Below are 22939 nucleotides of genomic sequence, written 5' to 3' on the forward strand. Positions count from 1 at the left end.
CGCTCAAGGCTATGAAGCGTCATGCCCTATCGCAACGTCTTTTCCGGCAATCCGCTCGACCGCTCCGGCGACCTTCGCAACGACGCCGCATGGCTGGCCGAGCAGGAAGCCAATCCCGAAGCCCTGGCCATGATCCTGTGGGAGGGCCGTCCGCTGATCGAAACCCATGAGGGCGCCGAACGGCTGGTCTGGCTGTCGCTGGGCCATGCGCGCGATCTGGCGCGCGACCGGGATGTGTTTCTGGGGCTGTGGAAGGGGGCGTCGGTCTTCGCCGCCGAGTTCGAAGGCTCGATCGACCCGACCAGCGGCCCGGCCGGGGGGCTGGGCCGTTTCGTCGAGATGCGCGAGGCGGCGGTGGTTCTGCCCGAAGCCGACGCCGGCATCGCCGCCACGGCCAAGAGCCTGTTCGACTGGCGCCGCCGTCACGGCTTCTGCGCCGCCTGCGGCAAGGCGACGGATCAGGCGTCCGGCGGCTGGAAGCGCGTCTGCCCGGCCTGCGGGACCGAGCATTTCCCGCGCGTCGATCCGGTCGTCATCATGTTGCCGGTCTATAAGTGCGGGGCCGAACCGCGCTGCCTGCTGGGCCGTCAGGCCGCCTGGCCCGCCGGTCGGATGTCGGCGCTGGCCGGCTTCATGGAGCCAGGCGAGGCGATCGAGGAGGCCTGCGCCCGCGAGGTGATGGAGGAGGCGGGGCTGACGGTGTCGGACGTGCGCTACCACTCCAGCCAACCCTGGCCCTTCCCGGCTCAGTTGATGATCGGCCTGATCGCCGAGGTCACGACCGACGAGGCCGCCCCCGACCAGACCGAGTTGGAGGCCGTCGCCTGGTTGACACGCAGCGAAGCGCGCGCCGTTCTGGATGAGACGCACCCGACCATCCACGCCCCGCCGCCCTACGCCATCGCACGGCGGCTGCTGGAAAGCTGGGCGGCGGAATAAAGCCTTCTCCCCTTGTTGGAGAAGGAAGAGCGTCACGCCAACGCGCGCGCCGCCTCAAGGTCGGCTGGATTGTCCACCGACAGCGGCGCTTCATCGATCACCGAGGCCCAGATCTGAAGGCCCATCTCCAGGGCGCGCAGCTGCTCCAGCTTTTCGCGCTTCTCCAACGGCGACGGCGGGGCGGCGCAGAAGCGGGCCAGGGCTTCACGGCGATAGCCGTAGATGCCGACGTGACGCCACACGGGGCCGTCGCCGTACAGGGTCGAGCGGGTGAAGTAGAGGGCGCGGCCGCTGGTCCCGCCATCCGCCAAGGCCAGCACCGCCTTGACCACATCGGGATTGGTCCGGTCCGACACGTCCGCCTCGGCCGCGACCAGGGTGGCGATGTCGCAGGCTGATTCGCGCGCCAGCAACTCGGCGCAGGCTTTCGCCAGGTCCGGCGAGGCGAACGGCATGTCGCCCTGAATGTTGATGACCACCTCATGCACGCCGTCAGGATCGACCGCCTGGGCCGCCGCCAGAATGCGGTCCGAACCGCTGGGCAGGTCGGGATCGGTCAGCACAACCTCCCCGCCCGCCGCCGTCACCGCCGAGACGATCTCAGGGTCGCCCGCCGCCACGGCGACGCGGAAGCCCGAGGCCATGGCCTGCTCCCACGCCCGCACGATCATCGGCTTGCCGCCGATGTCCGCCAGGGGTTTGCCGGGCAGACGGGTGGCCGCCATGCGAGCGGGTATCATTATCAGAGGATTCATGGTCGCCATGCGTCCTGAAACGCCCGGAAACGTCCGGGCCGGTTGCGAAGGTCGCGCTAGCGTGTAAGAGACGCCCACGCAAGAATACGCCTGAACGCCGCTTCGCGGTCGGGGGGCTCATCTAGAGACGGGATGCGACGACGCGGAATGAGCGGCGATCTGAAGTGGAACAAGATTATGGGCGCGTGCCTGGGCACCGCCTTTGCCATCCTGGTGGTCCAGCAGGTTTCGGGCATGGTCTACCAGACCAAGCAGCCCGAGAAGATGGGCTACTTCGTCGACGCGCCGGACGAAGCGGCTGCGGGCGCGGCCGAAGCCGCCCTGCCGATCGATTGGGGCACGGTCCTGCCGACCGCCGACCTGGCCGCCGGTGAAGCCGCCTTCGCGCGCTGCCAGGCCTGCCACACCGTCAATTCGGGCGGCGCCGACGGCATCGGGCCGAACCTGTTCGCCGTGGTCGGCGGCCCCGCCATGCACCGCGCGGGCTTCGCCTATTCGGACGCCATGGCCAAGCACAAGGCCGAAGCCCCGACCTGGAACTATGACGAGCTGGATCACTTCATCAACGCGCCGGGCCGCTATGTGCCGGGCACCAAGATGTCCTTCGCCGGCATCCGCGACGAGAAGACCCGCATCAACCTGATCGCCTGGCTGCGCTCGCAAGGCTCGGCCGGTTTCGCCATCCCGGCGCCGGACCCCGCCCGTCAGCCGGGCGCCGCCGCTCCGGCCGCTGCTGAAGGCGAAGCTCCGGCTGCTGAAGGCGCCGCCGCGACGGAAGCCGGCGCCGCTCCGGCCGAGGCGCCCGCCGCCGACGCCCCCGCGACCCAGGCGACGCCTCCGGCTCCGAAAGCCTAAGGGCGAGCGGACACGACAGACGACGGAAAGGCGGCCTTCGGGTCGCCTTTCTTCGTTTCAGGATCAGGCTTTAGGGTTTCAGACCCGACGGAAGATCGCGGAGGCGAAGCCGTCGGCGGTCAGGCGGGCCTCGACCTCGGCCAGGGTCTCGACCACCACGCCGCCGCGCGCGCCCGTCGCGTGGATGATGCGCTCGGCGTCGATCATCAGGGCCGAATGGCCGGTCCAGTCGCCCTCGGCCTGCGACAACCAGATCACCAAGTCGCCGCGCTGCGCGTCCTCTCGCGACACGGCGCGGCCGAGACCGGCCTGATCGGCGGCGCGGCGCGGGCCGGGCCGGCCGCAGGCCAGCAGCGCCTGTTGCACCAGGCCCGAGCAGTCCGTCTCCAGCGAGGAGCGGGCGCCCAGGGCGTGCGGGCGGCCCAGCAGGCGCTCGGCCACCGCGACCAGGTCGCGCTCGAACGCGCCGATGGATTGCATGTCGCTGTCGGCCAGGCCCTGAGCATCGTCGCCGATCAGGGCGTTCAGCGGCAGGGCGGCGGAGACGGAGGCGACGCGGCGCGTCGCCAGGGGCGCGCCGGACGCCAGGGCCTCCAGCGAGACCCAGCCCACCACGCCGTCGCGGCGGGCGCGGCCCCAGGCGCGGTCTTGCCGACGCTCCAAAATGTCGAAGGCCTCGCCGAACAGCAGCTGGTCGATGCGCTGACCATCGTCGGCGACGATGTCGGCGACCGGCAGACGACAGTGAGCGGGGTCGGTCCGGCGATAGGCCTCGGCCCGCATCAGGCCTTCCAGCGCCTGCTCGGCCAGCACCACGCGATCCCCGTCCCGCAGGATCAGGGGCGCGCCAGGCGGCAGCAGGGCCAGGACATCGGTCAAGCGGCGGTCTCTAGACGGCTCGGACAATTCGAGCCGCCCACCCTAGGCGCCGATCCCGAAGGGGGCGTTAACAGCCTTGGCTATTTGACGAATTTGTCGCTGAGGTAGCGGAAGCAGGCGCGCAGGGCCTGGGCCTCGCCGCCTTCGGGCCAGCCTGGCCGGGCGCGCGGGTTCCAGGCGAAGACGTCCATGTGCGCCCAACTGCCCGTCGTCGGGGCGAACTTCTGCAGGAACAGGGCCGCCGTCACCGATCCGGCCTGCGCCCAGGCGGCGGAATCGTTGCGCACATCGGCGATCTCGCTGTCCAGCGAAGCGCGATAACCCGCCCACAACGGCATCCGCCACAGGGGGTCGCCCACGGCGCGACCGGCGCTCAAGACGCCCTCGGCCAGGGCGTCGTCGTCGGTGTAGAGCGGCGGCAGTTCGGGCCCCAGAGCGATGCGCGCCGCCCCGGTCAGAGTGGCGAAGTCCAGCGTCAGGTCCGGCTCATGCTCGCCCGCCCGCGTCAGGACATCGGCCAGAATCAGGCGCCCTTCGGCGTCGGTGTTGCCGATCTCTATGGTCAGGCCCTTGCGGCTGTTCAGGATGTCGCCCGGCCGGAAGGCGTCGGCCGACACCGCGTTCTCGACCGCCGCGACCAGCACCACCAGCCGCACCGGCAGATCCGCCTGCATGATCAGCCGACCCAGCGCCAGGACGTGGGCGGCGCCGCCCATGTCCTTCTTCATGTTGCGCATCCCGGCAGCGGGCTTGAGGTCCAGACCGCCGGTGTCGAACACCACCCCCTTGCCGACCAGAGCCACCAACGGCAGGTCCGTCTTGTCCAGATTCCAGCCGATCTCCAGCACGCGCGGCGCGCGATGCGGGGCAGCGGCGCGGCCGACGGCGTGGACGGCCGGATAGTTGTCCTCCAGCAAGGCGTCGCCGGTGGTGACGGTCAGGCTCGCGCCCGCGCCCTCGGCGATCTCACGCGCGATGGTCTCAAGCTGCAGCGGCCCCATGTCGGCGGCGGGTGTATCGACCATCTCGCGCGTCAGGGCGCAGGCCGCGGCGATGTTCAGCGTCGCCGTCAGGTCGAGGCCGTCCGGCGCGACCAGACGGGCGCGGCCGCGCTCGGGCCGGGCCTTGTAGCGGTCGAACAGATAGCCCCCCAGCGCGAAGGCCAGGGCCGCCGAATGCGCCGCCTCGCCCTCGACGCCCTCCAGCCGCCAGTCGCCCGCAGGCAGGCGCGTCGGCAGGCCGCGCGCCGTCATGGGATCGAAGGCCTCGCCCGCGCCGAACAGGGCCTGCTCCGGCGCGCCGTCGGCGCCGGGGACCACCAGCAGCTGACCCGCCTTGCCGGTGAAGCCGTTCGCCTCGGCCCAGGCGGCGATGCGTCCCTCCAGCGCCGCGCCCGCCTTGACGATGCGGACCGGGCGCGCGGTCGCGGAAACGGCGATCAGCAGTTCGGACTGAGGGGACATGGGGCGACCTTTCCGACGCTTAACGCCGATTAACCAAACCTTGACCCGTCGGCGCGACCCTACAGGCTGAACCGCCACGGACCCCTTCCATGTCGCGCAACGCCGCCCTCGCCGCAACCGTCAGCCTGACGCTTCTGGCCCTCGCCGCCCCGGCCCTGAGCCAGACCGCGCCCGCAGCCCGCGCCCCTGCCGACGCCGCGACGCGCGCGGGCTATGACCGGGCCGACGCCCTCAGCCGCTCGGTCTTCTGGACCCAGGAGCAGCAGCTCAATCCGATGGACCCGGTCGCAGGGGTCAAGCTGTCTCAGGCCCTGCGCGAACTGGGCCAGTTCGATCAGGCGGCCGAGACGGCCCAGGGCGTGCTGGTCGTCCAGCCCGCCAATGTCGAGGCCATGCTGGAGGTCGGCCGCGCCCACATCGCGCGCGGCCAGGCCTTCTACGGCATCGCCGCGCTGGAGCAGGCCAAGGCCGCCGCGCCGCGCGACTGGCGGCCCCTGTCGCTGCTGGGCGTGGCCTATCAGCAGGTGCGCCGCCCCGACGACGCCCGCGCCGCCTGGAACGAGGCCCTGCGTCTGTCGCCTGACAACTCCGACGTCCTGACCAACGCCGCCATCGCCCGCATCGGCGAGGGCGACGCCCCGTCCGCCGAAATTCTGCTGCGCCGCGCGGCGGCCCAGCCGGGCGCCAGTCTGCAGGTGCGCCAGAACCTGGCTCTGGCGCTGGGCCTGCAGGGCAAGACCGCCGAGGCTGAGGCCATCCTGCGCCGCGACCTGCCGCCCGAGGCGGCGGACCAGAACCTGCGCTGGCTGGCCGCGCGGATGCAGCCGGGTCAGGCGCCCTCTCCCGCCGTCGCCCCCGCCCTCACTGAGGCGTCGCCGACCGCGCGGACGTGGTCGTCGTTGCAGGACGGGTAGGACGCGACTTCTCCCTCCCCTTCATGGGGAGGGTGGCTGAGCCCATAAGGGCGAAGTCGGGTGGGGGCGGCGAGGCTATTCAAGCGCAGAGCCCAGATCACCAAGCCCTCCCCACCCGGTCGCTGCGCGACCACCCTCCCCATGAAGGGGAGGGAGAAGCCTTGCCTCTCTTCACCTTCAGCCTGCGAAGGCCTATCTTCATCCCGTGATCGACGACCTCTACAGCGCGCGCATTCTGTCGCTGGCGGCCAACCTGCCGCACAGCGGGCGCCTGCCTGCGCCCGAAGGCTCGGCCGAACGGGTCGCCAAGCTGTGCGGGTCGAAGGCCATCGTCGATGTGACGCTGAACGCCGACGGCCGCGTCGGCGACTTCGCCCAGACGGTCAAGACCTGCGCCCTGGGTCAGGCGGCGGCGGGCGTGGTCGGGGAGAACATCCTCGGCGCCTCGGTTCAGGAGATCGAGGCCGCGCGCGACGCCATGTCGGCCATGCTGAAATCCGGCGGCGACGGCCCCGAGGGCCGCTTCGAAGCCCTACGCGTCCTGAAGCAGGTCGCCGACTATCCCGCGCGCCACGCCTCGACCATGGTGGCGCTGGAGGCGACGCTGGAAGCGGTGCAGCAGGCCCAAGAGAATCGAGCATTGGCCAAACACCACACCGATACGCGAACTCGCCTCGCCGGCGCGGCCTGAGCGGCGCGTCGGTTGATCCCCCTGCTGTGAAGAGGGATAAGCGCGACGAACCCGAAACAGAGCCCCCGGCGAAGGGACCGATGTCTCTCTACGAACGCAGCGTCCGCGCGGCCCATCGGGGCTATAAGCTGACGCTGTCCCCCCTGATCGGCCAGCAGTGCCGGTTCCTGCCGACCTGTTCAGATTACGGGCGCGACGCCCTGATCCAGCACGGTCCGGTGCGGGGGGGATGGCTCACCGTGCGGCGCCTCTGTAAATGCCATCCCTTCGGCGGTTCGGGCTATGATCCCGTCCCGCCCGCCAAGACCGAAAAAGAACGACCGTCATGATCGAACTGAAATTCCCCGACGGCGCCGTGCGTCAGTATCCGGCCGGCTCGACGGGCCGCGACGTGGCCGCCGCCATCTCGCCCTCCCTGGCCAAGAAGGCGGCCCTGGTCGTCTGGAACGGCGAGCAGCGCGACCTGGACCGCGTCATCGACGGTAACGGCGACTTCCGCCTGCTGATGCGCGACGATCCCGAGGCGCTGGAGACCATCCGTCACGACGCCGCCCACGTTCTGGCCCAGGCGGTGCAGGAACTGTTCCCCGGCACCCAGGTGACGATCGGCCCGGCGATCGAGGACGGCTTCTATTACGACTTCGCCCGCGACGAGCCCTTCTCGACCGACGACTTCCCGAAGATCGAGAAGAAGATGGCCGAGATCATCGACCGGGGCGCCCAGCTGGAGCGTCAGGTCTGGGATCGCGACACCGCCATCGCCCACTTCGAAAGCGTCGGCGAAACCTACAAGGCCGAGCTGATCCGCGACCTGCCCGAGAGCGAGACGATCACCGTCTACAAACAGGGCGAATGGGCCGACCTGTGCCGGGGGCCGCACTTCCCGACGACCAAGTTCGTGGGCAAGGCCTTCAAGCTGACCAAGCTGGCCGGCGCCTATTGGCGCGGCGATTCCAACCGCGCCCAGCTGCAGCGGATCTACGGCACGGCCTGGGCGACCAAGGAGGATCTGGACGCCTATCTGCTGCGCATCGAGGAGGCCGAGAAGCGCGACCACCGCAAGCTGGGCCGCGCCATGGAGCTCTTCCACATGCAGGAAGAGGGCCGCGGCATGGTCTTCTGGCACCCCAAGGGCTGGGTGCTGTGGCGCGTGCTGGAGGCCTATATGCGCCGCCGTCTGGACGCCGCAGGCTATGTCGAGGTCAAGACGCCGCAGGTGCTGGACCGCAAGTTCTGGGAGGCCTCGGGCCACTGGGACAAGTACCGCGCCAATATGTTCGTCTGCGAGACGGTCGAGGGCGAGACGCTCAGCCTCAAGCCGATGAACTGCCCCGGCCACGTGCAGATCTTCGATCAGGGCCAGCGCTCCTATCGCGAACTGCCGCTGCGCATGGCCGAGTTCGGCGCCTGCCACCGCTATGAGCCGTCGGGCTCGCTGCACGGCCTGATGCGCGTGCGCGGCTTTACGCAGGACGACGCCCACATCTTCTGCCGCGAGGACCAGATCGTCGAGGAGACGGCGGAGTTCATCAAGCTGGCCTATTCGGTCCACGCCGACCTCGGCATGGAGACCAAATACATCAGCCTGGGCACCCGCCCCGAGCTGCGCGCCGGCACCGAGGAATTCTGGGACAAGGCCGAGGCCCAGATGCTGGAGGCCGCCCGCGCCGCCGGGACCGAACCAGTCGTCACCGAAGGCGACGGCGCCTTCTACGCGCCCAAGCTGGACTTCATCGTCAAGGACGCCATCGGCCGCGAATGGACCTGCGGCACGATCCAGCTGGACTATGTCCTGCCCGAGCGTCTGGATGCGACCTACATCGCCGAGGACGGCCAGAAGCACCGCCCGGTCATGCTGCACCGCGCGATCCTGGGCTCGTTCGAGCGCTTCATCGGCATCATGATCGAGAACTACGCCGGGGCCTTCCCGCTGTGGCTGGCGCCGACGCAGGCCGTGGTGGCGACCATCACGTCCGACGCCGACGGCTATGCGCAGGAGGTTCTGGCCAAGTTCCGGGCGGCGGGCCTGCGCACCGAAATCGACCTGCGCAACGAGAAGATCAACTACAAGATCCGCGAGCACTCTGTCGCCAAGGTGCCCGCCATCGCCGTGGTCGGCCGCAAGGAGGCCGAGGAAGGCAAGGTCGCCATCCGTCGCTTCGGCTCACAGGCCCAGACCATCGTCACGGTGGATGAGGCCATCGCCCTGTTGACCGACGAGGCCCTGGCGCCGGATCTGAAGCGCATCCGCGACGGCGTGGCGTAAGATTGAACGCGCGTTTCTCCTCCCCACTGCGTGGGGAGGTGGCGCGGAGCCGTAAGGCGACGTGACGGAGGGGCTGTCGGTCGTGCTGGCCCCTCCACCACTTCGTGGTCCCCCTCCCCATGAAATGGGGAGGAAAAGGCGCCATAAGCCTGTCATGGCCACCACCCTCTACATCGACGCCGACGCCTGCCCCGTGAAGGAGGAGGTCTATCGCGTGGCCCGCCGCTGCGGCCTGAAGGTCTTCGTGGTGTCCAACGCCTGGATCAACACCCCGCGCGAACCGCTGATCGAACAGGTGGTCGTCGACGCCGGGCCGGACGCAGCCGACGACTGGATCGCCGAGCGCGCCCAGCGCGGCGACATCGTCATCACCGCCGACATCCCGCTGGCCGACCGGGTGCTGAAATCCGGCGCTCAGGCGCTGAAGTCGAACGGCCAGCCGTTCACGGCGGACTCCATCGGCTCGGCCCTGGCCGGGCGGATGATCGGCGAGCATCTGCGCTCGATGGGCGTGCCGACCAGCGGACCGCCGCCCTTCTCCGCCGCCGACCGCTCGCGCTTCCTGCAGGCGCTGGACGCCGCCGTCGTGCGGGCGCGCAGAGAGGCGTCATGAGCCGCATTCCTGAAGACGAGCTGGAGTTCCGCTTCTTCCGCGCCGGGGGGCCGGGCGGGCAGAACGTCAACAAGGTCTCGACCGCCGTGCAGATGCGGTTCGACGTGAAGAACTCGCCCAGCCTGACCGAGCCGGTGAAGGCGCGGCTGATGAAGCTGGCGGGCAGCCGCCTGACGCTGGACGGGGTGATCGTCATCAGCGCCGTGCGCTTCCGCACCCAGGAGCGCAACCGGGCCGACGCTATCGAACGGCTGGAGGCCATGGTGACCGAAGCCTCGATCAAGCCGGTCTATCGCGTGCCGACCCGGCCGACGCGCGCGTCGAAGGAGCGTCGGCTGCAGGCCAAGTCCAGCCGATCCTCGATCAAGAGCGGACGCGGCAAGCCGTCGCTGGACTGATCAGTCCTCGGCGGGGCGGAACAGCAGGGCGGCGATGAGGTCTTCGTCATTGAAGCCAATGATCCAGTCCGTGGCCTGCTTGTCGAACACGACGCGGAAGACGTCGGCGCCGTTCTGCTGGTCCAGGTGCGAGATCGACTTCAACGGGCCGAACTGCTGGATCAACGGAGCCACCTGGCCGGACTGGGCGCGGATTTGCTGGGCCAGGTCGGGCGTGAAGACCGCGTAGTCGATCTGACCGGACTGCATGGCGGCGATGACGGCGCGCAGGGCCTCTTCCGAGCGAGCGATGTCCGGAGCTGTAGCCGTCGTGGTTGCAGGCGCGGCGGGCGCGGTCTGCGGACGAGCCGGGGCGGCGTCGCCCTCGAAAGCGCCCGGCAGGGTGGCCGCAGCCGCGCCCGATCCGGTCGCCGGACGGGCGGGCGCCTGTTGAGCCTGTGCCAGGGCCGGAACGGCCAGCAAACTTGCCCCCATCAGGGCGGCGGTCAGCGAAAGGGTCTTCATGCGCAGGCTCCGAAGAAACGTCAGGCGACGATCATCGGCCAAAGCGTCAGCACCAAGGCGGCGGCCGACACACATACGGCGACGGTGACGGCGGCGACCACCCAGGGCCGCGTTCCGGCCTTCTCGATCACCAACGTCTGAGACGGCGGCGGGTTCTGCACCAGACGCGACAGGGCCTTGAGGGCGGCCATCGCCTCCTCGACCGTCTCCTTGATCTGAGCCTGCGGTCCCAGTTCGCGCTTGATCCAGCGCTCGACCACCGGCTTGGCGGCCTCCCACAGATCGTGATCGGGGTTGAGGCGGCGCGCCACCCCCTCGACCGAGACCATGGTCTTCTGCAGCAGCACCAGTTCGGGCCGCATATGCATGTCGAACAGGGCCGTGATCTCGAACAGTTGGCCCAGCAGGCGGCCCATCGACACCTGGCTGGCCTGGCGGCCGATCACCGGTTCGCCGACTGCGCGCAGAGCCTGAGCGAAGGTGTCGACCGAATGGTGCGGTGGCACGTATCCGGCCTCGAAATGGACGCGGCTGATACGGTCGTAGTCGCGGCTGATGAAGCCCCACAGGATCTCGGCCAGGTAGCGGCGCTCGGCCGGGCCCAGCCGCCCGACGATGCCGAAGTCGATGGCCGTCAGTTGCGCGGGCGCGTCGGCGAACAGATTGCCCTCGTGCAGATCGGCGTGGAAGACGCCGTGGTCCAGCGCCTGAACCAGGAAGGCGCGCACCACCTTGTCAGCCAGGGCGTCCTTGTCGAGGCCCGGCAGGTCGACCAGCGCCGGGTCGGTCATCGGCAGGCCCGGCGCCCATTCCAGGGTCAGCACCCGCTTGCCCACCCCGTCCCAGACGACGGCGGGGGCGGACATATAGCCGTCCTTGGCCATGACCTCGGCCAGTTCGGAGGCGGCGGCCGCCTCCAGCCGCATGTCCAGCTCAAGCTGCAGCGACTGGGCGATGATCTCGACGAAGGCGCGCGGCTCCAGCCGCCGCGCGGGCTCGACGAAGCGGTCGACCAGCTTGGCCCCCAGACGCATGGCGTCCAGTCCCTGGGCTACGCGGCGCTCGACGCCGGGGCGCAGCACCTTGACCGCCACCTTGCGCCCGTCCGCCAGCCAGGCCGGGTGCGCCTGGGCCAGCGAAGCGGCGCCCATCGGTTCGGTCAGATCGATGAACAGACTCTCGGCCGGGCGGCCCAGCGAACGCTCGATCTCGCGCTTGGCCTCCTCCAGCGGGAAGGGCGGCAGCTTGTCCTTCAGACGCCCCAGATCCTGAGCGAACTGCAGGCCGAAGATGTCGGCGCGGGTGGCCAGCACCTGGCCCAGCTTGATGGCGACGGGGCCGAGATGCTCGAAGGCCTGGCCGACGCGCTGGCCGGGCCGCCCGGCGCGATGTTTGCGGCTGGCGAACATCTGGATCAGGCGGGCGAACGGGCGGCCCCAGGCGGGCAACAGGGGGTTGGCCTCGCGCGGGATCAGGGCGTCGTGGCGCGCCAGCACCCAGCCCCAGCGGACCATGCGGAAGGCCGCGCCCACCGGATGGCGGACCGGCTGGGCCTGAGGCGTCGGCGGCGGGGCGTTGAAGGTCAACCGGCTCAGATCGCCCACCCGTGGTGGATGGCGGCGATCCCGCCCGAAAGATTGGTGACGCTGACGCGGCTGAAGCCCGCCTCCTCGATCATCCGCTTGAACGTCTGCTGATCGGGGAAGCGGCGGATGCTCTCGACCAGATACTGATAGGAATCGCGGTCCTTGGCGACCAGCTGGCCGATGCGCGGAATGGCGTGGAAGGACCAGGCGTCATAGGCCTTCCTCAGCGCGCCCGTCGTGGGCCGCGAGAACTCCAGGCAGATGAAGCGGCCGCCCGGCTTCAGCGCGCGACGCGCCTCGCGCAGGGCCTGCGGAATGTCGGCCACGTTGCGGATGCCGAAGCTGATCGAATAGGCGTCGATCGAGGCGTCCGGCAGCGGCAGGTGCATGGCGTCGCCGACGCCCCAGGCCATCTCGGGCTCGCCGCCCTTGGCCACGCCGTTCAGGATCATCTCCGCGTTGTAGTCCATGACGATGACGGTGGCGTCCTCGCCCCCGCGCCGGTCCTGGGCCGCGCGGGCCATCTTGGAATAGCGGCGGGCCATGTCGCCGGTGCCCCCGGCCATGTCCAGCACCACCTCGCCCGGCCGGACGTTCAGCTTGGCCGCCGTGGCGTCCTTCCAGATGCGGTGCACGCCCGCGCTCATCAGGTCGTTCATCAGGTCGTAGTTGGAGGCGACGGAGTTGAACACGCCGCGCACCATCTGCACCTTTTCCTTGGCGTCCACGTCGCGGAAGCCGAAGGAGGAGGTCTTGCCGGAAGCGTCGGAGGAGGGATCGGCCTGGGTCATGGATGGGGGTGTAACGCCTCCCGTCGCCGCCGTCATCCGGGGAAGCGTCGCATCTGACGCAGGCTTGCGGCTTGTCGCGTCACGGAGCGCGCGATACGCCTGAACAAAATCCAAGGAGACGCCCATGACCGCCGCCCTCGACGTGACCGAAGTTCTGGCGGGCCTGCCCGACTGGCGCCGCGCCGACGACCCGCGCCCGGCCATCGCGCGCACCCTGCGCTTCGCCGATTTCAACGCCGCCTTCGGCTTCATGACCCGCGTCGCCCTCTTGGCCGACAAGGTCGACCATCATCCTGAATGGTCCAACGTCTACAACCGCGTCGAGGTGCTGCTGACCACTCATGACGCCGACGGGGTGACGGAGCGCGACGTGGCGATGGCCCGCTTCATCGACGCGGCGGTCAAGGGCCAGGTCGAGTGACGGCCCCCCGACCGGGCCGCGTCGCGGGCAAGTCGGCGCTGATCACCGGCGCGGCCGGGGGTCTGGGCCAGGCGATGGCGCGGATGCTGGTCCGCGAGGGCGCGAAGGTGGCCCTCAGCGACGTCGACCTGAACGGCGCGCGGGCCCTGGCCGAAACGATCAACGCCGACCACCCCGGCATGGCCTTCGCCTATGAGCACGACGTCACGCGCGAGGACGACTGGGTCCGCGTCGTCGGCGCGGCGGTTCAGGACATGGGCGGGCTCAGCATCCTGGTGAACAACGCCGGGATCGGCGGCCAGCTTTTGTGGGCCGAGCAGGACACGCTGGAGAACTGGCGCAAGGTCCAGGCGATCAATCTGGAATCAGTCATGCTGGGCTGCAAGCACGCCATGGCGCCGCTCAGAGCCTCGGGCGCGGGGTCGATCGTCAACATCTCATCCATCGCGGGACTGGCGGCGGCGCCGGGCATGGGCGCCTACAACGCCACCAAGGCGGCGGTCTGGCTCTACACCAAGACCGTGGCGCTGGAAGCGGCCAAGGCGGGCTGGAACGTACGCGCCAACTCGGTGCACCCAGTCTTCATCAAGACGCCGATCCTCGATCCCTTCGTCGCCATGGCGGGCGGGGACGAGGCCAGCGCGCACGAAAAGCTGGCGCGGGGCATCCCGCTGAAGCGCATCGGCGAGCCGGACGACGTGGCCTATTGCGTGCTTTACCTGGCCTCGGACGAGTCCAAGTTCGTGACCGGCGCCGAGTTCAAGATCGACGGCGGGCTGACGGCGCAGTAGGCGGCGCGGGCCCAGCCCACATTCTCCGTCATCCTCCGACTTGATCGGAGGATCGGGCCATCCTCCCATTCGACGCCCGACTGTCAGAGTCGCGCCGCCACACTCGATCCTCGGGTCAAGCCCGAGGATGACGAAAGGGCAATGGAAGGGGAATGGAAAAGGGCGCCGCGGTCTCCCGCAGCGCCCTTCCGTCTTCAGGCCGTGAAGCCTCAGTCGCCGTAGGCAGGCGGCATGGCCCCTTCTCCGCCGGTGCGGTAGCGGTCGCGCAGCAGCAGATTGCGCGCCTGCAGCGGCTGATCCACCCCGTCGATCAGCACGGCCGAGGGCTGGCTCAGCGGCTCCAGCGGATCGCCCGACCAGACCACGACGTCGCCCGCCGCCCCGGCCTTCAGTTCGCCGAACTGGCCGTCGAAGCCGAAGATGCGGGCCGGGTTGACCGTGATCGCCTGGATGGCCGCCGCGAACGGCAGGCCGTGCGACACGGCGTTGCCGGCGTTGTAGCGGATGTCGCGGGCGCGGTGGGCCGAACCCTCATTGCCCTTGATGGCGATGACCACGCCGGCCGCGTTCAGCGCCGCCGCGTTCTGCATCCGCGCCGCCCGGCTTTCGAAATTGCCCGGCAGGTTGGTCAGAGGGTGCAGCAGGACCGGCACATTGGCTGCCGCGATCTCATCGGCCACCAGCCAGCCTTCGGCGGCGCCGTCGAGGATGATCTTGATCCCCTCCTCGCGCGCCAGCCGCAGCACCTGCTGGATATCCGAGGCGCGGTTGACGGTGACGATCAGCGGCATCGAACCATTGGCCACCGGGATCAGGGCCTCCAGGTCGGCGCGCGACAGAGACAGATCGCGCAGCGCCGCCCGGTCATAGGCCGCCTTGTTGCGCGCATAGAGGCGCGTCTCGGCCATGGTCTCCTTGAACAGGACGAACTCGGCGCCGCGCGCGCCGCCCGCCACGCCCTTCCCGGCCTCGCCGAAGGGCGCGACCATGGCCACGCGCGGCTTCACCAGGATGTCGGCGCCGCCCAGCTTGATGACCGCCGCCTGGCCCGCGAACAGGCCCGGCGACTGATAGCCGCCGTGACCAGCCCCGGCGAAATCGCTGTCGTCATGGCTGTGACCGCCGCCCGAGCCCGCGTGCTGCGGCGTGACCACCGCGCGGGTGACGCCGCCCAGACGGGCCGTCGGCAGGGTGAAGGACCAGGGGTCCAGGCCGTAGGACAGGTCGAAAGCCGCGGTCAGGGTGTTGGCGTTGTTCGACAGATCGTTTGAGCCCCGCACCGAGCCGACCTCGGTCCCGGCCAGGCCGGAATCCACGGCGACGAAGCCGGGCGTGACGATCTTGCCGCGCGCGTCGATGACCCGCAGACCGGCCGGCGCGCCGCCGGTTCCGACCGAGACGATCTTGCCGTTACGGATGACGACGGTGCCGTTCTCGATCATCGAGGTTCCGGTCAGCACCTGGCCGCCGGTGATGGCGACGTCCTGGGCCAGGGCGGGTCCAGCGAGGGCGAGCGCCGCGACAGCACCCGCGAGGAGAGTTTTGATACGCATGGTTCAGCGAGCTCCCTGGGCGACGCCGGCGGCGGCCTGGCCGAAGCCGGGCTGGCCCAGTTCGAAATCGGACACGGGCTGGAAGGCGGGGTTCTGGCGATCGAAGGCCAGGCCGCCGTCGATGAAGACCTGATCGGCGCGGGCGTAGATCGAGAAGGGGTCGGCGCTCCAGATCACCACGTCGGCGCGCTTGCCGCTCTCCAGCGAGCCGGTCTCCTTGTCGATCCCGATGGAGCGGGCCGCGTTCAGCGTGATCCAGCTGATGGCGTGCTCTTCGGAAATGTTCATCCCGGCGCGGCGACCGGCCGATAGGGCGGCGGCGGCTTCCTGGTTCAGGCGCTGGATCAGTTCGGCGTCGTCCGAGTGGATGACGGCGCACGAGCCCTCGGGCGCGTCGGTCAGGGCGGCGTTCTCCTCGATGCCGTCCAGGGCCTCCATCTTGAAGCCCCACCAGCCGGTCCACATGGCGGCGCAGACGCCTTCACGCGCCAGCAGCGGCGCGATCTTGTAGGCCTCGACCGCGTGGTGGAAGGTGGTGATCTTGTAGCCGAACTCCTTGGCCACATCGAGCATCACCGCCATCTCGTCGGCGCGATAGCAGTGGTTCTGGATCAGGATCGACCCGTCCAGAACGCCCGCCAGGGTCTCAAGCTGCAGGTTGCGGGTCGGGGGCGTGCCCTCGCCCGTCTCGCGCCACTTGTCCCACTTGGCCTTGTAGTCGCGCGCGGCGATGAAGCCGGCGCGATAGCCCGCGACATTGCCCATGCCGGTGGCCGGCGAGGTGTTGCGCGAACCATAGACCCGTGACGGGTTCTCGCCGCAGGCCATCTTCAGGCCGTAGGGGGCGTTGGGGAACTTCATTCCCTGCATGGTGACCGACGGCACATTGCGCAGGGTCACGCCGCGACCGCCGAACAGATTGGCCGAACCGGGCAGGATCTGCATCGTCGTCACCCCGCCCGCGCGGGCGGTGTTGAAACCGGGATCCTGAGGCCAGATCGAGTGCTCGGACCAAACCTGGGCGGTGTTGGGGTTGGTGGCTTCGTTGCCGTCGCTCATGCCCATGACGCCCGGCGAAGGATAGACGCCCAGGTGGCTGTGAATGTCGATGATGCCCGGCGTGACGAAGCGGCCGCGCGCATCGACCACCTGGTGGCCCGCCGGAACCGGAGTGTTCGCCCCGCCGACGGCGGCGATGCGGCCGTCGGTGACGACGACGACGCCGCCCTCGATCTTCTGGCCCGCGCCGGTCAGCACCGTCGCGCCGACGATGGCCATGTTCTGGCGCGGCAGGCCGCGATAGGTCGAGGGATAGGGGTCCGTATTGGCCCAGCCGTCCAGACCCGGCGCCATCGTCCGGTCCTTGGAGGACGACGCGGCGGAGGCCGTCTCGGTCTTGGGCGCGGCGTCGCCGGTCGTGGCGCAGGCCGACAGGCTGAGCGCGCCGAGCGCGCAGGTGAGAACGGCGAGGCTTGGACCCCGCAGGCGACTGAACAACATGGGCGAGCCCCCTCGCGCCCGCGAACTGCGGGCAGACAACGGCGCGTATACAATCGCCAGTTTCCGTCAGGGTAAAGCTTTAAAAGCCGCCGCTCGCGGCAAAGTCAGGCGCTGGATAGGCGGGCGCGGACCTCGGCGTCGGTCAGGCCCTCGATCTCGATCATCTTCAGCCGCGACTGGCCGCCGCGCGCCAGCGCCACATCGCGCTTGGGCACGCCCAGAGCCTTGGCGAGGAAGGCGGTCAGGGCGGCGTTGGCCTCGCCCTCCACCGGCTGTGCGCGGACGCGGACCTTCAGCACCGGGCGGCCGTCCGGGTCGACGTCCCAGCCGTCGATGCGGTCAGCAGAAGCGCGCGGGGTCAGTTTGATGGCGAGGCGGGCGGTCATGGCCCCCTATCCGTCATCCCGGTCAAACGGCGCAAGCCACGCAGAGAAAAGGGGGCGTTCCATCCCTCTCCCGCTCATCCCGGCGGACGCCGGGATCCAGTAAGAGCCACGCGCTCCACCGTGGAATTTGCGCCTATGCCGAGCGCTGCATCTAAAGCCAAAGCACTGGATCCCGGCGTCCGCCGGGATGAGCGGATAGAGAGGGCGCAAAAAGAAAACGCGCCGGACGATCCCTCGCCCGGCGCGCTTCATGTTCAGCGTGTGAAACCGATCAGCCCAGGGCGGCCATCAGTTCCGGCACGGCGGTCTTGTAGTCGGCGACCAGGCCGTAGTCGGCGACCTGGAAGATCGGGGCGTCGGCGTCCTTGTTGATCGCGACGATCACCTTGGAGTCCTTCATCCCGGCCAGGTGCTGGATAGCGCCCGAGATGCCGATGGCGATGTAGAGAGCCGGAGCCACGACCTTGCCGGTCTGACCGACCTGATAGTCATTGGGGGCGTAGCCCGCATCGACCGCCGCGCGCGAGGCGCCGACGGCGGCGCCCAGCTTGTCGGCCAGAGGGTCCATGACGGCGTGGAACTCTTCAGCCGAGCCCAGGGCGCGGCCGCCCGAGACGACGATCTTGGCGGCGCCCAGTTCGGGGCGATCCGACTTGACCATTTCTTCCGACACGAAGGCGGTCTTGGGCGCTTCGCCGGCGGCGACGCTCTCGACCGAGGCCGAGCCGCCTTCGGCGGCGGCGGCGAAGGCCGTCGGGCGCACGGTGATGACCTTCTTGGCGTCGGCCGATTGCACCGTCTCCAGCGCATTGCCCGCATAGATCGGGCGCACGAAGGTGTCGGCCGAGACGACTTCCACGATGTCCGAGATCGGCGCCGTGTCCAGCTTGGCGGCGATGCGCGGGGCGAAATTCTTACCGTCGGTGTTGGCCGGCGTCAGGATGGCGTCGTAGTTCCCGGCCAGCGGCAGGACGGTGGCCTCTACGGCCTCGGCCAGACCGTGGGCGACGGCGCCGCCCTCGGCCAGCAGCACCTTGCGCACGCCCGCGATCTTGGCGGCGGCGTCAGCCACGGCCTGAGCGCCCTTGCCCAGCACCAGAACGTCCACGTCCGACGACAGGGCCAGGGCGGCCGTCACGGTCTTGTGGGTGGTGTCGCGAACGACCGAGCCGTCGTGGTCGGCGATGACGAGAACGGCCATTACAGAACCCCTGCGTCTTTGAGCTTGGAAACCAGTTCGGCCGCATCGGCGACCTTGACGCCCGCCGAACGCTTCGGCGGCTCCGTCACCTTCAGCACCTTGAGGCGGTCGGCCGTGTCGACGCCGTAGTCGGCGACCGCCTTCACGGCGATCTCCTTCTTCTTGGCCTTCATGATGTTCGGCAGCGACGCATAGCGCGGCGTGTTCAGGCGCAGGTCGACCGACACCACGGCGGGCAGTTCGGCCGAAACGGTCTGCAGACCGCCGTCGACTTCACGGGTGACGACAGCCTTGCCGCCTTCGATCGCCAGCTTGCCGGCGAAGGTGGCCTGCGGCCAGTCCAGCAGGGCCGCCAGCATCTGGCCCACGGCGTTGTTGTCGCCGTCGATCGACTGCTTGCCCAGCAGCACCAGGTCGGGCTTCTCTTCGTCCACCACGGCCTTCAGCACCTTGGCGACGGCCAGCGGCTCCAGGTCCGTGTCCGACTGCACCAGGACGCCGCGATCCGCGCCCATGGCCAGGGCCGTGCGGATGGTTTCCTGCGCCTGGGTCACGCCGATGGAGACGACGACGATCTCCGTCGCCGTGCCCGCGGCATGGTGTTCCTTGCCTTCCTTCAGACGCACGGCCTCTTCGACGGCGATCTCGTCGAAGGGGTTCATGCTCATCTTGACGTTGGCCAGGTCGACGCCGGTCTGGTCCGCCTTCACGCGGGCCTTAACGTTGCTGTCGATCACCCGTTTCACCGGGACGAGTACCTTCATGAGCCTATCCACTTGGTCATCGAAATGTCGGTCGAGGGATTGGACCGATGAAACCGGCCTGTCAACGTAACGCTACGTGAACTGCGTTCGTGTTCAGCGGTCAATTTTCGGCTATGTAGCCTGCATGAAACGCTTCCTGACCTTTCGTCGTCTCAGCATCCTGTTCTTCGGCGTGTTCGCCCTGATGCTGGTCGGCCTGTTCGTCCTGCAGCGCGTCTGGGTTGATCCGGGCGAGCGCTGTTCGGCCAAGGGCCACTGGTACGATATGGAGTCGCGTATCTGCGCCCAACCCATCTACATCCCCGACATCACCGGCCGCCCGGCCGGGACGACGCGCGCCGAAGCGTCGAACAAGGCCAATCAGGAACTGCTTAGCCTGGAGGATCAGGTCAATGCCGAGAAACGCGCCCGCGCCGCCGCCACTGAGGCGGAACGCGAGCGGGTGAAAGCGCTGCAGGCTCAGTAACGCGACGCCTCAGCGCGTCGCGCCGGGACGCCACAGGACGTCGCCGGCGCCATTGGCGTTGGCGCGACGGGCGGCGACGAACAGCAGGTCCGACAGACGGTTGAGGTAACGCACCGCCTCCGGGTTCACGACCTCGCCCGATCCGACCAGGCGCACGGCCTCGCGCTCGGCCCGACGGCACACGGTGCGCGCCAGGTGCAGATGCGCCGACAACGGCGAACCGCCCGACAGGATGAAGCTGTCCAGCGGCTTGAGGCTCTCATTCATCCAGTCGATCTCTGATTCCAGCCGCTCGACCTGGGAGGCGATGATGCGCAGGGCCTCCCACTTGGGCGCCGGCTCCATCGGCGTCGCCAGATCGGCGCCGAGGTCGAACAGCTCGTTCTGGATGCGGCCCAGCATGGCGTCGATGCGGTCGTTCTGGCCGCTGTTCAGGCGCGCCACGCCGATGACGGCGTTCAGTTCGTCCACCGCGCCATAGGCCTCGACCCGCTGATCCGTCTTGGACACCGGAGCGCCCGAAGCCAGCCGCGTCTGCCCGGCGTCGCCGGTGCGGGTGTAGATCTTGTTCAGCGTCACCATGACGCGCCCTCCCCTGTTCCTATTGGCGCGCGCCTCAGCCCGCGTGCGTCCGCTTCAGCCACATGCCGATCATCAGCAGCAGCACCGCCACCGCCTGAAGGATGATGCGCAGCCGCATCAGCTTGTTCGAGCGGACGCTCGCGCCTTCCCCGCCCTTGTTCAGATTGTAGAGGCCGAAGCCCAAGGTGACGACGACGCCGGCCACGGCGATCAGGATTAGAATGTCGATGAGGTCCATGCCCGCTTCTTAGGCCCGCCCGCCATCCCGCGCCAGACGTGTCGAAACGGGGCGCAATTGCGACCTATTCGCACACCCCCATTGCACTGAGAATGCGAACGCTGTTGAGAGGCGTTCTCATTTTTAAAGGCTCCCTCTCCAAATGTCCTGCTTCCGCTCGTCACGCCGCTCGTCCCTGCTGGCCGCCACCGCCCTGATGACCGTCGGCGCCGGCGCGCCCGCCCTGGCTGACGAAGCCGCGGCGACGATGGAACAGACGCACAAGGTCGCCGACGTCGTGGTCACGGCCTCGGGCTTCGAGCAGAAGATCACCCAGGCGCCCGCTTCGATCAGTGTCCTGCCGCGCGAAGAGATCGAGGAGATCCGCGCCACCTCGATCGCCGAGATCCTGAACAACATCGAGGGCGTCGACACGGGTTCGGGCGTCGGCAAGACCGGCGGCCAGACCATCAACATCCGCGGCATGGGCTCGGACTATACCCTGATCCTGATCGACGGCCGCCGCCAGAACACGGCGGGCAGCGTCACGCCGAACGGCTTCGGCGAAACGTCCAACAGCTTCCTGCCGCCGGTCTCGGCCATCGAGCGGGTCGAGGTCGTGCGCGGCCCGGTCGCCACCCTCTACGGCTCGGACGCGATGGGCGGGGTGGTCAACATCATCACCCGCAAGGTCGGCGACGCCTGGACCGGCTCGGCCTCGGCCAACTACACCCTGCAAGGCGATGACGAGTTTGGCGACTTCTGGGGGATCAACGGCTACGCCTCGGGCCCGCTGATCGCCGACCGCCTGGGCCTGGCCCTGCGCGGCTCGTGGTCCGAACGCGAGCAGTCGGACCTGAAATACCGCGACGTGAACGGCAATGAGGTCGACGTCACCGGCTTCGGCCGCAGCGCCACCGCCTATGAGATCTGGACCCTGGGCGCCCGCCTCAGCCTGACGCCGAACGCCGACCATGACCTATGGCTGGACGTCGATGCCGCCAGCCAGTGGTACGACAACGCCAAGGGCCAGATGGGCACCAACACCGTCGCCGGCGGCTACAAGGACTTCCTGGAGTTCAACCGCGAGCAGTACCTGCTGGCCCATAACTGGCGTCTTGGCTTCGGCACGCTGGAATCGACCCTGTCGCACAACAAGACCGAGACGCTGGGCCGTCTGATCCCGCGCGGCGTTCCCGGCGCCGGCGATGACCGCACCCTAGAGACCACCACCACCCTGTTCGACACCAAGCTGAACAGCCAGTGGCGCAACCACACCTTCACCGTCGGCGGCCAGTATATGGACGCTGAAATGACCGACGGCGTGGCGGCCGGCAACTTCACTTTCGAGCAGTGGGCCCTGTTCGCCGAGGACGAATGGCGGCTGCGCGACGACCTGGCCCTGACCGTCGGCCTCCGCTACGACGACCACTCCAGCTTCGGCGACCACGTCAGCCCGCGCGCCTATCTAGTCTGGAACGCCAACGAGCAATGGACCCTGAAGGGCGGCGTCAGCGGCGGCTACAAGACCCCGCGCCTGGAACAGCTGACCCCCGGCATCAACGGCTTCGGCCGCCAGGGCGCCCTACCGCTGATCGGCAGCCCCGGCCTGACCCCGGAAACCAGCGTAGCCTATGAGTTCGGCGTCTATTTCGACAACGGCTCGACCTTCCGCGCCAACGCCACCGTCTTCCGCAACGACTTCGAGGACAAGATCGCCTCGGGCCAGCCGATCGCCAACTGCACCTTCGGCCTGACCCAGGCCCAGTATGACGCTGGCGACTATTCCAAGACCGGTTGCGCCGATGTCGGCTTCTGGTCGGCGATCAAGGAATTCGGCCAGAGCGTGAACATCGACGAGGCCACGACGCAGGGCCTGGAAGTCGCCGCCCGCTGGCGCTTCGCCGACGCCTGGAGCCTGCACGGCAACTACACCTACACCGACAGTGAACAGAAGACCGGATCGCAGGCCGGCCAGCCCCTGACCGACACGCCCGAGCACATGGTCAACGCCCAGCTGCGCTGGCAGGCGACCGACCGCCTGTCGACCTGGGTGCGCGGCGAGTACCGCTCGGAGCGCTGGCGCGGCGAGGGCGCCGCCCGCGACGCCTTGGGCGACTTCAAGGCCTATGAGCTGTTCCACATCGGCGGCTCGTACGAGGTCAATGATCGCGTGACGGTCAACGCGGCGATCTACAACCTGTTCGACAAGGACTTCGTTCGCCTGGCCCCTTACGGGACGCCCGTCGCCTATTCGCCGGAATACGCCAACAACCAGGAGCCGCGTCGTCTGTGGATGTCGGTGACGACGACCTTCTAAACCCCTCTTCAGTTTCCTCCCCGACTGACCGGGCCGCCTCTCTTGGGATGCGGCCCGTTTTTTTTTGAGCCGCGCCAAACTAAG

Annotated in this window: 25 protein-coding genes; 12 read left to right on the top strand and 13 right to left on the bottom strand. The window is 69.0% G+C overall.

Features of this window, described 5'->3' with window-relative positions; genetic code table 11:
- Positions 1–21: 21 nt before the first annotated feature.
- Positions 22–939 (top strand): NAD(+) diphosphatase, encoded by a 918-nt coding sequence (gene nudC / locus AC3A3G_RS11210; RefSeq protein ID WP_487488216.1) that lies wholly within the window; start codon positions 22–24, stop codon positions 937–939.
- Between the two features lie 32 nt (positions 940–971).
- Here nudC and AC3A3G_RS11215 read toward each other — a convergent pair whose 3' ends face one another.
- Positions 972–1694, bottom strand: coding sequence for a 3-deoxy-manno-octulosonate cytidylyltransferase (locus tag AC3A3G_RS11215; protein WP_487488217.1), 723 nt, complete (start codon positions 1692–1694; stop codon positions 972–974).
- A gap of 132 nt (positions 1695–1826) precedes the next feature.
- On the opposite strand from AC3A3G_RS11215, the gene AC3A3G_RS11220 reads away from it, so the two are divergent.
- The gene (locus AC3A3G_RS11220; protein ID WP_234287597.1) at positions 1827–2549 is read left to right on the top strand and encodes a c-type cytochrome; all 723 of its coding nucleotides are present in this window, start codon (positions 1827–1829) and stop codon (positions 2547–2549) included.
- 78 nt (positions 2550–2627) lie between these two features.
- Here the strand turns inward: AC3A3G_RS11220 and AC3A3G_RS11225 are convergent, their stop codons facing one another.
- Together AC3A3G_RS11225 and AC3A3G_RS11230 are read right to left on the bottom strand one after the other, a co-directional pair.
- The gene (locus tag AC3A3G_RS11225) at positions 2628–3428 is read right to left on the bottom strand and encodes a C40 family peptidase (protein ID WP_487488218.1); all 801 of its coding nucleotides are present in this window, start codon (positions 3426–3428) and stop codon (positions 2628–2630) included.
- An 80-nt stretch (positions 3429–3508) separates the two neighbouring features.
- Entirely contained in the window at positions 3509–4891 is a 1383-nt protein-coding gene (locus AC3A3G_RS11230; RefSeq protein ID WP_487488219.1) for a leucyl aminopeptidase family protein, read from the bottom strand.
- 89 nt (positions 4892–4980) lie between these two features.
- Between AC3A3G_RS11230 and AC3A3G_RS11235 the strand changes: the two genes are divergently transcribed.
- The 6 genes from AC3A3G_RS11235 (at position 4981) to arfB (ending at position 9773) form a co-directional block, all read left to right on the top strand.
- Complete coding sequence (locus AC3A3G_RS11235) at positions 4981–5805, top strand: tetratricopeptide repeat protein (RefSeq protein WP_200166382.1); 825 nt, start codon at positions 4981–4983, stop codon at positions 5803–5805.
- A gap of 205 nt (positions 5806–6010) precedes the next feature.
- Positions 6011–6496, top strand: a complete 486-nt coding sequence (locus AC3A3G_RS11240; RefSeq protein ID WP_487488220.1) for an iron-sulfur cluster assembly scaffold protein — start codon at positions 6011–6013, stop codon at positions 6494–6496.
- Positions 6497–6576: 80 nt separating this feature from the next.
- Positions 6577–6825 (top strand): membrane protein insertion efficiency factor YidD, encoded by a 249-nt coding sequence (gene yidD / locus AC3A3G_RS11245; RefSeq protein WP_412876343.1) that lies wholly within the window; start codon positions 6577–6579, stop codon positions 6823–6825.
- On the top strand, positions 6822–8762 hold the full coding sequence (gene thrS / locus AC3A3G_RS11250) for a threonine--tRNA ligase (protein ID WP_487488221.1): 1941 nt from the start codon (positions 6822–6824) through the stop codon (positions 8760–8762). Before yidD ends, thrS begins: the two co-directional genes overlap by 4 nt.
- 154 nt (positions 8763–8916) lie before the next feature.
- On the top strand, positions 8917–9375 hold the full coding sequence (locus tag AC3A3G_RS11255) for a YaiI/YqxD family protein (RefSeq protein WP_453986530.1): 459 nt from the start codon (positions 8917–8919) through the stop codon (positions 9373–9375).
- Positions 9372–9773, top strand: coding sequence for an alternative ribosome rescue aminoacyl-tRNA hydrolase ArfB (gene arfB, locus AC3A3G_RS11260; protein ID WP_487488222.1), 402 nt, complete (start codon positions 9372–9374; stop codon positions 9771–9773). Before AC3A3G_RS11255 ends, arfB begins: the two co-directional genes overlap by 4 nt.
- On the opposite strand, the gene AC3A3G_RS11265 is transcribed toward arfB, so the two are convergent.
- Genes AC3A3G_RS11265 through AC3A3G_RS11275 form a run of 3 tightly spaced genes read right to left on the bottom strand, consistent with a single transcriptional unit; the run spans position 9774 to position 12654 of the window.
- The gene (locus AC3A3G_RS11265) at positions 9774–10277 is read right to left on the bottom strand and encodes a hypothetical protein (RefSeq protein ID WP_487488223.1); all 504 of its coding nucleotides are present in this window, start codon (positions 10275–10277) and stop codon (positions 9774–9776) included.
- A gap of 20 nt (positions 10278–10297) precedes the next feature.
- Positions 10298–11881, bottom strand: a complete 1584-nt coding sequence (gene ubiB / locus AC3A3G_RS11270) for a 2-polyprenylphenol 6-hydroxylase (protein ID WP_487488224.1) — start codon at positions 11879–11881, stop codon at positions 10298–10300.
- Positions 11869–12654: a class I SAM-dependent methyltransferase gene (locus tag AC3A3G_RS11275; RefSeq protein WP_487488225.1), complete on the bottom strand. Its 786-nt coding sequence runs from the start codon at positions 12652–12654 to the stop codon at positions 11869–11871. Before AC3A3G_RS11275 ends, ubiB begins: the two co-directional genes overlap by 13 nt.
- Before the next feature lie 124 nt (positions 12655–12778).
- Between AC3A3G_RS11275 and AC3A3G_RS11280 the strand changes: the two genes are divergently transcribed.
- Both AC3A3G_RS11280 and AC3A3G_RS11285 read left to right on the top strand, forming a co-directional pair.
- The gene (locus AC3A3G_RS11280; RefSeq protein ID WP_191743950.1) at positions 12779–13075 is read left to right on the top strand and encodes a 4a-hydroxytetrahydrobiopterin dehydratase; all 297 of its coding nucleotides are present in this window, start codon (positions 12779–12781) and stop codon (positions 13073–13075) included.
- Positions 13072–13866: an SDR family oxidoreductase gene (locus AC3A3G_RS11285; RefSeq protein WP_487488226.1), complete on the top strand. Its 795-nt coding sequence runs from the start codon at positions 13072–13074 to the stop codon at positions 13864–13866. Before AC3A3G_RS11280 ends, AC3A3G_RS11285 begins: the two co-directional genes overlap by 4 nt.
- Positions 13867–14075: 209 nt before the next feature.
- On the opposite strand, the gene AC3A3G_RS11290 is transcribed toward AC3A3G_RS11285, so the two are convergent.
- The 5 genes from AC3A3G_RS11290 to AC3A3G_RS11310 all read right to left on the bottom strand — a co-directional run bounded on the left by AC3A3G_RS11290 (position 14076) and on the right by AC3A3G_RS11310 (position 19270).
- Positions 14076–15419 (bottom strand): amidohydrolase family protein, encoded by a 1344-nt coding sequence (locus AC3A3G_RS11290; RefSeq protein ID WP_487488227.1) that lies wholly within the window; start codon positions 15417–15419, stop codon positions 14076–14078.
- 3 nt (positions 15420–15422) lie between these two features.
- Positions 15423–16919, bottom strand: coding sequence for an amidohydrolase (locus AC3A3G_RS11295; RefSeq protein ID WP_200215544.1), 1497 nt, complete (start codon positions 16917–16919; stop codon positions 15423–15425).
- Positions 16920–17023: 104 nt separating this feature from the next.
- Positions 17024–17305, bottom strand: coding sequence for a DUF167 family protein (locus AC3A3G_RS11300; protein ID WP_200215542.1), 282 nt, complete (start codon positions 17303–17305; stop codon positions 17024–17026).
- Between the two features lie 271 nt (positions 17306–17576).
- Positions 17577–18506 carry an electron transfer flavoprotein subunit alpha/FixB family protein gene (locus AC3A3G_RS11305; RefSeq protein WP_200215541.1) on the bottom strand — a complete coding sequence of 310 codons (930 nt, stop codon included), beginning with the start codon at positions 18504–18506 and terminating at the stop codon, positions 17577–17579.
- Complete coding sequence (locus AC3A3G_RS11310; protein WP_200166360.1) at positions 18506–19270, bottom strand: electron transfer flavoprotein subunit beta/FixA family protein; 765 nt, start codon at positions 19268–19270, stop codon at positions 18506–18508. The genes AC3A3G_RS11305 and AC3A3G_RS11310 overlap by 1 nt, the downstream gene beginning before the upstream one ends.
- A gap of 124 nt (positions 19271–19394) precedes the next feature.
- On the opposite strand from AC3A3G_RS11310, the gene AC3A3G_RS11315 reads away from it, so the two are divergent.
- The gene (locus tag AC3A3G_RS11315) at positions 19395–19736 is read left to right on the top strand and encodes a hypothetical protein (protein WP_125900396.1); all 342 of its coding nucleotides are present in this window, start codon (positions 19395–19397) and stop codon (positions 19734–19736) included.
- Positions 19737–19745: 9 nt separating this feature from the next.
- Here the strand turns inward: AC3A3G_RS11315 and AC3A3G_RS11320 are convergent, their stop codons facing one another.
- Positions 19746–20318 carry a cob(I)yrinic acid a,c-diamide adenosyltransferase gene (locus AC3A3G_RS11320; protein WP_200215539.1) on the bottom strand — a complete coding sequence of 191 codons (573 nt, stop codon included), beginning with the start codon at positions 20316–20318 and terminating at the stop codon, positions 19746–19748.
- A 34-nt stretch (positions 20319–20352) separates the two neighbouring features.
- The gene (locus AC3A3G_RS11325) at positions 20353–20556 is read right to left on the bottom strand and encodes a twin transmembrane helix small protein (RefSeq protein ID WP_087139562.1); all 204 of its coding nucleotides are present in this window, start codon (positions 20554–20556) and stop codon (positions 20353–20355) included.
- Positions 20557–20698: 142 nt separating this feature from the next.
- Between AC3A3G_RS11325 and AC3A3G_RS11330 the strand changes: the two genes are divergently transcribed.
- Positions 20699–22855 (top strand): TonB-dependent receptor domain-containing protein, encoded by a 2157-nt coding sequence (locus AC3A3G_RS11330; RefSeq protein WP_487488228.1) that lies wholly within the window; start codon positions 20699–20701, stop codon positions 22853–22855.
- Positions 22856–22939: the final 84 nt, after the last annotated feature.

It is taken from the genome of Brevundimonas sp. Soil_N_31, from assembly GCF_057655995.1.

What these genes read in the sequence shown, in the direction of transcription:
- nudC (WP_487488216.1), top strand. Translation starts at nt 22, where the DNA reads ATGCCCTATCGCAACGTCTTTTCCGGCAATCCGCTCGACCGCTCCGGC.
- AC3A3G_RS11215 (WP_487488217.1), bottom strand. Translation starts at nt 1,694, where the DNA reads ATGAATCCTCTGATAATGATACCCGCTCGCATGGCGGCCACCCGTCTG.
- AC3A3G_RS11220 (WP_234287597.1), top strand. Translation starts at nt 1,827, where the DNA reads ATGCGACGACGCGGAATGAGCGGCGATCTGAAGTGGAACAAGATTATG.
- AC3A3G_RS11230 (WP_487488219.1), bottom strand. Translation starts at nt 4,891, where the DNA reads ATGTCCCCTCAGTCCGAACTGCTGATCGCCGTTTCCGCGACCGCGCGC.
- AC3A3G_RS11235 (WP_200166382.1), top strand. Translation starts at nt 4,981, where the DNA reads ATGTCGCGCAACGCCGCCCTCGCCGCAACCGTCAGCCTGACGCTTCTG.
- yidD (WP_412876343.1), top strand. Translation starts at nt 6,577, where the DNA reads ATGTCTCTCTACGAACGCAGCGTCCGCGCGGCCCATCGGGGCTATAAG.
- thrS (WP_487488221.1), top strand. Translation starts at nt 6,822, where the DNA reads ATGATCGAACTGAAATTCCCCGACGGCGCCGTGCGTCAGTATCCGGCC.
- AC3A3G_RS11255 (WP_453986530.1), top strand. Translation starts at nt 8,917, where the DNA reads ATGGCCACCACCCTCTACATCGACGCCGACGCCTGCCCCGTGAAGGAG.
- arfB (WP_487488222.1), top strand. Translation starts at nt 9,372, where the DNA reads ATGAGCCGCATTCCTGAAGACGAGCTGGAGTTCCGCTTCTTCCGCGCC.
- AC3A3G_RS11265 (WP_487488223.1), bottom strand. Translation starts at nt 10,277, where the DNA reads ATGAAGACCCTTTCGCTGACCGCCGCCCTGATGGGGGCAAGTTTGCTG.
- AC3A3G_RS11275 (WP_487488225.1), bottom strand. Translation starts at nt 12,654, where the DNA reads ATGACCCAGGCCGATCCCTCCTCCGACGCTTCCGGCAAGACCTCCTCC.
- AC3A3G_RS11280 (WP_191743950.1), top strand. Translation starts at nt 12,779, where the DNA reads ATGACCGCCGCCCTCGACGTGACCGAAGTTCTGGCGGGCCTGCCCGAC.
- AC3A3G_RS11290 (WP_487488227.1), bottom strand. Translation starts at nt 15,419, where the DNA reads ATGCGTATCAAAACTCTCCTCGCGGGTGCTGTCGCGGCGCTCGCCCTC.
- AC3A3G_RS11295 (WP_200215544.1), bottom strand. Translation starts at nt 16,919, where the DNA reads ATGTTGTTCAGTCGCCTGCGGGGTCCAAGCCTCGCCGTTCTCACCTGC.
- AC3A3G_RS11300 (WP_200215542.1), bottom strand. Translation starts at nt 17,305, where the DNA reads ATGACCGCCCGCCTCGCCATCAAACTGACCCCGCGCGCTTCTGCTGAC.
- AC3A3G_RS11305 (WP_200215541.1), bottom strand. Translation starts at nt 18,506, where the DNA reads ATGGCCGTTCTCGTCATCGCCGACCACGACGGCTCGGTCGTTCGCGAC.
- AC3A3G_RS11310 (WP_200166360.1), bottom strand. Translation starts at nt 19,270, where the DNA reads ATGAAGGTACTCGTCCCGGTGAAACGGGTGATCGACAGCAACGTTAAG.
- AC3A3G_RS11315 (WP_125900396.1), top strand. Translation starts at nt 19,395, where the DNA reads ATGAAACGCTTCCTGACCTTTCGTCGTCTCAGCATCCTGTTCTTCGGC.
- AC3A3G_RS11320 (WP_200215539.1), bottom strand. Translation starts at nt 20,318, where the DNA reads ATGGTGACGCTGAACAAGATCTACACCCGCACCGGCGACGCCGGGCAG.
- AC3A3G_RS11325 (WP_087139562.1), bottom strand. Translation starts at nt 20,556, where the DNA reads ATGGACCTCATCGACATTCTAATCCTGATCGCCGTGGCCGGCGTCGTC.
- AC3A3G_RS11330 (WP_487488228.1), top strand. Translation starts at nt 20,699, where the DNA reads ATGTCCTGCTTCCGCTCGTCACGCCGCTCGTCCCTGCTGGCCGCCACC.